Origin of the sequence: Streptococcus danieliae (assembly GCF_009767945.1) — a bacterium.
Taxonomy (GTDB): domain Bacteria; phylum Bacillota; class Bacilli; order Lactobacillales; family Streptococcaceae; genus Streptococcus; species Streptococcus danieliae.
Genome location: NZ_WSRS01000070.1, coordinates 1 through 8,929, shown reverse-complemented (window position 1 = coordinate 8,929; position 8,929 = coordinate 1). Strand labels below are relative to the sequence as shown.

General features: G+C 45.0%; 7 protein-coding genes and 2 pseudogenes. 2 read left to right on the top strand and 7 right to left on the bottom strand.

Annotation, left to right across the window (positions count from 1 at the left end; translation table 11 throughout):
• The first annotated feature begins 497 nt into the window (after positions 1–497).
• Positions 498–1,394, top strand: a complete 897-nt coding sequence (locus E5983_RS07255) for an ATP-binding cassette domain-containing protein (RefSeq protein WP_160333207.1) — start codon at positions 498–500, stop codon at positions 1,392–1,394.
• Positions 1,378–2,076 carry a hypothetical protein gene (locus tag E5983_RS07250; RefSeq protein WP_160333206.1) on the top strand — a complete coding sequence of 233 codons (699 nt, stop codon included), beginning with the start codon at positions 1,378–1,380 and terminating at the stop codon, positions 2,074–2,076. The genes E5983_RS07255 and E5983_RS07250 overlap by 17 nt, the downstream gene beginning before the upstream one ends.
• A gap of 47 nt (positions 2,077–2,123) precedes the next feature.
• Here E5983_RS07250 and leuS read toward each other — a convergent pair whose 3' ends face one another.
• From leuS to E5983_RS07215, 7 genes and pseudogenes are all read right to left on the bottom strand, one after another.
• A complete protein-coding gene (leuS, locus tag E5983_RS07245) occupies positions 2,124–4,625 on the bottom strand; it encodes a leucine--tRNA ligase (RefSeq protein ID WP_160333205.1) in 2,502 nt (833 codons plus the stop codon).
• 254 nt (positions 4,626–4,879) lie between these two features.
• Complete coding sequence (locus tag E5983_RS07240; RefSeq protein WP_160333204.1) at positions 4,880–5,644, bottom strand: ABC transporter permease; 765 nt, start codon at positions 5,642–5,644, stop codon at positions 4,880–4,882.
• Positions 5,641–6,279: an ABC transporter ATP-binding protein gene (locus tag E5983_RS07235; protein WP_160333203.1), complete on the bottom strand. Its 639-nt coding sequence runs from the start codon at positions 6,277–6,279 to the stop codon at positions 5,641–5,643. Before E5983_RS07235 ends, E5983_RS07240 begins: the two co-directional genes overlap by 4 nt.
• A gap of 212 nt (positions 6,280–6,491) precedes the next feature.
• On the bottom strand, positions 6,492–6,665 hold the full coding sequence (locus E5983_RS07230) for a hypothetical protein (RefSeq protein ID WP_160333202.1): 174 nt from the start codon (positions 6,663–6,665) through the stop codon (positions 6,492–6,494).
• A gap of 212 nt (positions 6,666–6,877) precedes the next feature.
• Positions 6,878–7,694 (bottom strand): annotated as a pseudogene (locus E5983_RS07225) (ABC transporter permease).
• The gene (locus tag E5983_RS07220) at positions 7,687–8,535 is read right to left on the bottom strand and encodes an ABC transporter ATP-binding protein (protein WP_160333201.1); all 849 of its coding nucleotides are present in this window, start codon (positions 8,533–8,535) and stop codon (positions 7,687–7,689) included. Before E5983_RS07220 ends, E5983_RS07225 begins: the two are co-directional and overlap by 8 nt.
• Positions 8,536–8,737: 202 nt before the next feature.
• Positions 8,738–8,929, bottom strand: a pseudogene (locus tag E5983_RS07215) (IS630 family transposase); the annotation flags it as partial.

Genomic DNA, 8,929 nt, shown 5'->3' with positions numbered 1-8,929 from the left:
TCGAAAGAAAAAGTGTTGTTTTTAGAACTGTTATTTGTTAGACTAAACATATGGGTTTCCTTTCTGATTGTGATTTTGTTGATGCTTATATCATAAAGGGGAACCCTTTTTTTGTCCAGTCATATGTCTCACCCAATGGGTGAAAATCAAAAATTTCTAGAAACCTTGATCTATCAGGGATTCTGGAAGTTTTTTTAGTTATCTATGAATAATTCGGGTTATAAAAGTATATCATATACATATAGAGTAAAAATATTTCACGAGGTAAATTATGAAAAAAATTCTAAACTTATTAGCGCTAATATGTATTTTAGCAATAATTAGCATAGCTAAATCCTTATTCCAATATGAAATCACCAGATCTCCTGTCGACTCAACAGGTATCGAACAAATCATTGAGTGGTAAACATTCCCTCTTTTAATTTCTTTTGAGCAATGATATAATTGCTTGGTAATCCTATTTTTACACATCATCAAACCAAAAGAAAGGACCCCTCATGTCTGATTTTTTTAAAGTCCATAATATTCATAAATCTTACAAGGAGCATATAGCCGTTGACCAAGTTTCCTTTAACTTACAAAAAGGGGAGATTTGTGGCTTGGTTGGGGAAAATGGAGCTGGAAAAACCACCTTGCTTCGTTTGCTCACCGGACTCATCCGACCGGATCAAGGAGAGATTCAGGTACAACCAGGTTTAAAAACTGGTGCTCTGATCGAATCCCCTGCTCTCCAACTTCATCTAAGTGCCCAGGACAATCTCCGCTATCTGGGACTCCAGTTAGGCATTTCCAACTTAGAAAAGAGAATTGCAACGGTCTTAGCCTTAGTTGGATTAGACCAAGTGGATTCGCGTAAGAAGAGTAAAGATTTTTCCCTAGGGATGCGCCAACGTCTGGCTATTGGTCTGTCGATTCTCCACCAGCCTGATTTTCTAATTTTGGATGAGCCGATTAATGGGCTCGATCCGGCTGGTATTCGAGAAATGCGCAGTATTATCCATAATCTTCGTGAACAGGCAGGGATGACCATCCTCATCTCCAGCCACATCTTGTCCGAATTGGAAATGGTCGTTGATCGCTATCTGATTATGCACCAAGGAAAATTGGTACGGCAAATTACGAAGGAAGAGCTGGAAGCCCAGGTTGCAGGATCTCTTTGCTTAGAGTCTCAACAAATCCAAGAAGTCGCTGCTCTATTAAACAGATTAGAGCTATCTTTCCACCAAGAAGGAACACGCTTTTTCTTACCTGAAGCAACCCCACTCATGCCTCTCTTACAAGAAATTTTAGCAGACGGTTTAGTCATTGAAGCAGCCTTCCATCAACGCCATTCATTAGAAGACTACTACCTAACACTCATTCATGGAGGAACTCCACATGCTCAACTATCTTAAGGCAGATCTCTATCGTATTCGCCGAGAAAAACGCTTTTTACTCCCTCTAGCTATTCTCGCAGCCCTCTGCTTTCTAACTACAGCTTTTCTTAAAGGGGAACCTGAAGCAGACTCTAGTATCTCCTTCGTCCAAATGATGGGACAACTCTTCCCGCTCTTCTTTCTAGCCGCTGGCAATTTCTTTCTCGGAGATGACCTACAGCAACGAACAATCAACTATCCAATTATCCAGCTCGGTAATCGCTTGAAACTGTTAGTCTATAAGGTTCTCGCAATTCTCATTACCAACAGTCTTCTCCTAGTCTTAGCTTATCTTTTCTTCGCTCTTTTTCGAACTAGTCTCGGTGGAGCTTTAGGTATAGGTGCTCTTTTGGTGATTATGGGACAACAGCTAGCCATCTATGGTTGTATCAGTCTCTTCTTTATCAGCCTCTACCTGCTCTTTCCCAAACCCGGGCAAGCTGGCCTAACCTTTGTTATCCTCAGTATCTTTTGGGACAGTCTCTTCCGCTTGGTCGTAAACCAAGTTCTCCACTTGGAACTCCCTAGCTGGATGACACTTTTCCTAGCCTCTCAGGTCGACCATCTTCTGAGCCCAGACTTTTTCCTCATGCTAACGGTCTACACCTTCATTCTCCTCTACCTCCTCTATCGACTTTTCCAAAGACAGGAATTCAAGTAGAGTGGACTCAAAAAAATCCTCCGATTTTATTTTCGGAGGATTTTTCCTTATTTCACAACAATATTGACCAATTTATTCGGTACGGCAATAACTTTGAGGATCTCTTTATCGGCAATTTCGGCCTGAACTTTTTCATGAGCCAGGACTGTTGCTTGGAGGTCCTCTTTGGAGAGGTCTTTAGGAACCATAAGTTTGGCACGGACCTTACCTTTAACTTGGACAACAATTTCGACTTCGTCTTCGACGAGGAAAGCCTCGTCATGGCTTGGCCAGGGCACATAGCTAATGGACTGGCCAGAGGCGGTAAGGGTTTGCCAAAGCTCTTCGGCCAAGTGTGGGGCAAATGGCGCTAGAAGTTGGATAAAGCCTTTGGCATAGTCGATGTAGAGTTTGTCGGCCTTGTTGGCGGCGTTGACAAAGATCATCAGTTGGGCGATGGCGGTGTTGAATTTGTAGTCTTCAATCTGCTCGGTTACAGCCTTGACGGTTTCGTGGTAGACCTTATCTAGCTGGCCGTCATTGTCAGTGCTTAGTTCCTTGCTGGTGATGAGGCGGTAAACCCGGTCCAAGAATTTCCGACTGCCCTCCAGACCTTCCTCACTCCAGGCAATGGAAGCGTCCAGTGGTCCCATAAACATCTCGTAGACCCGTAGGGTATCCGCTCCGAATTGATCCACAACATCGTCCGGATTGACCACATTTTTCAGCGATTTGGACATTTTAGCCGGTGTTTGCTCCAATGTCTCACCTGTCTCACGATGGATGAAGGTGCCATCTCGTTTTTCGACCTTGTCGCTTGCGACCAAAGCCCCTCGGCCATCGCGGTAGCTGGTTCCCAAGATCATACCCTGGTTGAAGAGTTTTTGGAAAGGCTCCTTGGTTGGGACCACGCCGAGGTCATAAAGGAACTTGTGCCAGAAGCGGGCATAGAGCAGGTGTAAAACGGCATGCTCAGCTCCCCCGATATAGATATCGACTGGCAACCACAGCTTGAGTAACTCCTCGTCGGCTAATTTCTCAGTATTGTGGGGATCAATGTAGCGGAGGTAATACCAGCTGGAACCAGCCCACTGGGGCATGGTATTGGTTTCCCGGCGACCTTTGACACCATCTTCGCGGGTCACTTCAAGCCAGTCTGTCAAGTTGGCTAGTGGGCTTTCGCCGGTTCCGGATGGTTTGATATCTGTGGTTTTTGGTAAGACAAGCGGAAGTTGGTCTTCTGGGACTGCTGTGGAAGTACCGTCTTCCCAATGGATGATCGGGATTGGTTCTCCCCAATAACGTTGGCGACTAAAGAGCCAGTCACGAAGCCGGTAGGTGATGGTTTCTTCCCCCATCCCCTTTTCTTCTAGCCAAGCCGTCATCTTCGCCTTAGCTTCTTTTGTATTTAAACCATCCAAAAATTCCGAATGAATATGCGGACCATCTTCGGTATAAACGGCCTGCTCCACATCGCCACCTTCAATCACCGGGATGATCGGTAGGTCGTAAACCTGGGCAAATTCCCAGTCACGCGCATCATGGGCTGGAACGGCCATCACAGCACCGGTTCCGTAGCTAGCCAAAACATAATCCGCGATCCAGATTGGAATCTCCTTGCCGTTGGCTGGATTGATGGCATAAGCACCGGTGAAGGCACCCGTCTTCTCCTTGGCCAAATCAGTCCGCGCCAAATCTGACTTGAGGCTGGCCTGACGCTTGTAATCTGCCACCGCCTCAGCCTGCTCAGGACTGGTAATCACATCCACCAGCGGATGCTCTGGCGCCAAGACTGCATAAGAAGCCCCAAACAGGGTGTCCACACGCGTTGTGAACACAGAGAAGCCTTCCTCATGCCCCTTGATCTTGAAATGAACCGTCGCCCCAGACGACTTGCCAATCCAGTTCCGCTGCATATCCTTGATAGACTCTGGCCAATCCAGGTCCTCCAAGTCTTCCAAGAGACGGTCAGCATAAGCGGTAATCTTCAACATCCACTGACGCATCGGCTTGCGCACTACTGGATAGCCCCCCCGCTCAGAAGTTCCATCCGGAAGCACTTCCTCGTTGGCAATCGCAGTTCCCAGCTCTTCGACCCAGTTTACCGGCACTTCAGCCTCATAGGCCAAGCCTTTTTCAAAGAGCTTGGTGAAGATCCACTGGGTCCACTTGTAGTAGTTAGGGTCTGTTGTGTTGACTTCCCGATCCCAGTCATAAGAAAAACCAAGGGCATTGATCTGACGTTTAAAGTTAGCGATATTCTCCGCCGTAAACTCCGCTGGGTCATTCCCTGTGTCCATGGCATACTGCTCCGCTGGAAGACCGAAAGCATCCCAGCCCATCGGATGAAGGACATTGTAGCCCTGGGCCCGCTTGTAGCGGCTCAAAATATCTGTCGCTGTATAGCCCTCTGGGTGACCAACGTGTAAACCAGCACCAGACGGATACGGGAACATATCCAAGGCATAAAACTTGGGTTTATCCGCATCTGTTCCTGTTTTAAAGGTTTCATTTTCAGCCCAGAATTGCTGCCATTTGGGCTCAATTTCTTTATGATTATAAAAGCTCATCATCTGCCTCACTTTAACAATAAATTAACCCCATTATACCATGAAAAAAGCAGGACAGCCAAGCCATTCCAGCCAGTTTCCTGACCAAAAGAAAGACTGGATCCCTTATGCCAGGAATCCAGTCTTTCTATTTTTCTTCACCCGACGTTAGCCAGGCCTTGCCTAAGCTTTTCTTATGCCTGGGTCTCGCCGCCTCGCTTGAATGCAAAATCGTTCGCGGAAGTAAGGTGCTTCTCGAAGTCACCAACAGGAAACTATTCAAAATCCAACTGGGCCTTGCTGGTGAAGTAGGTCCGATAAGCAAAGTAGGAGGCAATCACTGCCGCGAGACTAGTGGCCGACAGTAACATAAACATCACCATAATCTGGTAGCGAATCGCATGGACCGGATCGACCCCCGCGAAGATTAGACCTGACATCATTCCAGGCAGACTGACCAGCCCAACTGTTTTCGCCGAATCAATGGTTGGCTGCATCCCCGTCCGGATGCTCTCTCGTAAAATGTCCTGGGAAGCCAGTTTCACAGACGCCCCGAGACTTAATTTTTCCAGCACCTGCTGGCGGTTATCTGTAAACAAACGGTGCATGGACCGGTAAGACAGCCCAACAGCTGCCATGGCATTGCTGGCCAACATCCCCGAAATCGGAATTACCTGCGACGGGATAAATTGAATCGCCCCAGAAGCCACCAGAATCCCCAAGGTCAGACCGGTGGAGACCAAGAGCGCCAAGAAGGGATGGAGTTGTTTCTTGTTAGGATTGGGATTGCGCTTATTGGCCTGGCTACTAGCATTGTAGAGAATCACCAAGACCATAGCCAGGCTCAAAAAGACATTGGAAACCTGGAAGATAAACTGGAGGACATAGCCCACCAGAATCAATTGCACAACTGTCCGCAGCACAGCCATGGCAATATCCTTGGTCAGCCCCAGCTTTTCCTTCTGACTAATCCCCATGGCTACCAAAACCAGGGTAAAAATCAAGACTAGCGATAGATTATCAACCGATACATTTGTCATAGAACTAACCTTCCTCCCTCAACTTGCAATACTTTCTCGGCCGCCGCAATTTCTGCAGCGTCGTGGGTCACTTCAATGATCGTTTTCCCAGATGCGTGGTAGTCACCAATCAGACCATGCACGACCTCTTTGGTCATCGCATCTAACCCAACTGTTATTTCGTCCAGCAGTAAGACCTTTGGCTCAAATAGTAAGTTTCGAATCAAAGCCACCCTTTGTTTTTCCCCACCGGACAAATCCGTAATGTTCTTATTTAAAAAAGCTTCAGAAAGGTTGACCCTCCGCAAAGCTTTGACCGCCCGCTGGCGATCAAAGGCTAGCTGCCGCACCTGGAAGGGGAAGGCCAAATTATCCTCGACCGTCTTGCCAAACAAAACCGGCTGCTGGAAGCAATAGGATACCTCCTGACGATAGAGCGGCATGTCCAAGTCAGCCAGATTACTGCCCTGATACAGAATCTGCCCCTGACTCGGAGAAATCAACCCTCCCAAAAGCTTCAAGATACTACTCTTCCCGCTCCCAGAGGGTCCAACCAAGGTCAACCGCTCTCCCTCTTGAACCGAAAAATCAATCGCTTGCAAAATCGCCTGCCCTTTATCTGAAAAGCCCAAGGACTCCACCGTAAACACTGCCATAGCCACCACTCCTCTATCTTTATTTAGAACAATTCTAATTATATTCTTTCCCAGCCCTCCTGTCAACCACTTAGATAAAGATCATAAAAATCAAACAGTTTAAAGAAGGTGTGAATTTTCAAGGGCTACTCCCACCTCTCAGCATCTCTAACTCTAAGCACAAGCAAAAACCTTGCCCCTATTGATGAGGAACAAGGTTTGGCAAAGGAGCTTTATTTGTCCTTTAAACTGACCAGACCCTTTAGAGCCAGTAGTGAAATAAATCCCATAAAAATAATGGATACTACAGGACGACTCTCCATCATGGAAAAGGCTAATGAAACACACACAATAATGAGTAGAAAAATTCGCTTTAATTCCTGATTATTCGGCTGAGTATTTTTCATGACTAGACCTCCGTTATTCTAAATCTAATTGAGGCTGGAACAAAAGTATAGCCTCATTGACTTTAGTTAATAAAATGTCTTTGACACAGTAGCTGATTGGCCTCTTCGTTCGCTTTTCAAGCTCGGAAGAGGACCTAATCATCCTTGCGGGGGTGGGACTACGAACTAAATTTTTCAAATTTAGTTCTGTCCCACTCCCAACTTCCAATAAACTACATCCGATCCCTTCTTCTCAGAACCCAAAAGTTGCAGATGATTAGAAGAACAAGCCAACCGGCTAGAGCCAGCAAACTTTCTAGAGCCTCATGCCAAGAAAAGGCCTGCCATTTGGTCACATAGTCTGTGAATAGCCCCATAAAACTGTAATCAACAAATGTACCCAAACTCTTATCCAGATTGGCTAACATTGGCAAAAAGGCTACCAAAAGCATAACAGGGAGACTAATAACCTGAGCTTCCACCTGACTCCTAGTCACTAACCCTAAGAAAAGATAAGTCAAAATAATGACAAGAGAGGTTAAGAAAACAATCACCCCATAATTAACAAGATTTTCAATCGAAATTCCCAAAATTAGGGGAACGGCTCCCATGATAATCAGAGTCAAGACGAAGGGTATCACCAAAGTCGATGCAAGATACTCATAGCCTCTCACACCACTCAAGAGCAGGGTTCGTAGATTGCCCTTTTCTTTTTCTTCCGACAAAATAACCGTAATCGGATTGCCCACGGCCATCACGAGAGAGAAGGGGAGACAGATGGCTAAAAGAGCCAAAGCTTCCATCTCTCCACCGCCACCTTGTGTCTCCAAGAGGTATTTATGGGCACCTCTAAAAACTAAATTTCTGAAAATCTAAATGTTGATTTATCAAGGTTTGAGTGATTAAATTTGAAGAAAAACTGGGGTTTTTAGAGGTCCCCTTATAAAAATAGACGAAGGCAAACGGTAGTAGAATTTGCAGTAAGATACTTTTATTGGAAAAAATGATTTGGAGACGTAACCACAATAAAGCCGACATTCGCTTAAACATTTAACTCTCCTCCTGTCAATGAAATGAAAATATCTTCCAGGGTTGGTTCGCAAGAATGGATCGAAACAAGATCCTCCAACAGATCTGCTAAAGCCGTCGCCAAATCCGTAAAAGCAAGCACCTTCTGACTGCCATCCTCATAGTCAAGGGTAACTTTTTTATCCGTATTGTACTTCTGAATCAAGTCTGCAGGATTGCCTTCCTCAACCAATCTCCCCTTATGGAGTAAGGCCAGATGATCGCACAAAAGTGTTGCCTCATGCATATCATGAGTAGTCAGAAAAATCGTGGTCCCCGCTGCTTTTAACTCCAAAATCAAGTCATGAATAGTCCGTGATGTCGCAGGATCTAGACCAGAAGTCGGCTCGTCCAAAAATAGAACTTTCGGCTGATTGATTAGCGCTCGCACCAAAAACATCCGCTGCTTCATCCCTGTTGATAGCTTTTCAGCAACCTTATTTCTACTTTCATATAGACCAACTTTTTGTAATAACTCGTCAACTCGTGATGTTGGAATCCCATGAAACTTGCTGTAAAAAAGGAGATTTTTATAAAGAGTCATTTTTTCATAAAAACCACTTGTATCTCCCACTAGCCCGATTTGTTCCAACTCATCAGCTGACAACTCACCAGAATTCTTTCCTAGAATAGTAGCCTGACCACCATCCGATGAGAGCTGCCCCGTCAAAATATTGATCATGGTCGTCTTCCCAGAACCCGAAGGTCCTAGAAAACCAAAAATCTCACCGGACTCAATTACAAAGCTAATATCATCTAAGGCAGTAAATGTTCCAAACTTCTTCCGGATACCCCGAATCTCAATTGCTTGTCCCACACTCATGATGTCTTCCTTTCTAATCACTTTTCACTTTTGGTATAAAAATCTAGCAAACCACAATTTATCTAAAAGTTTTCTAAGGTACAGTAACGACTAACCAAGTTGCAATTAAGGGGACCTCTAAAAACCCCAGTTTTTCTTCAAATTTAATCACTCAAACCTTGATAAATCAACATTTAGATTTTCAGAAATTTAGTTTTTATACTCATTGAAATTCAAAATCTGAAAAAAGCCATTCTCTATGGACAATAGATTTTAGATCAGACCAATGCAAATTTTGAATCACTTCTTGTAGTTTATCTATCACTTCCTCAAGTGTTTTAAAGGCTTTGTTTTTGAATCCTCTTTTACGAATCTCAGTCCACACCTGCTCGATTGGATTCATTTCAGGAGTGTA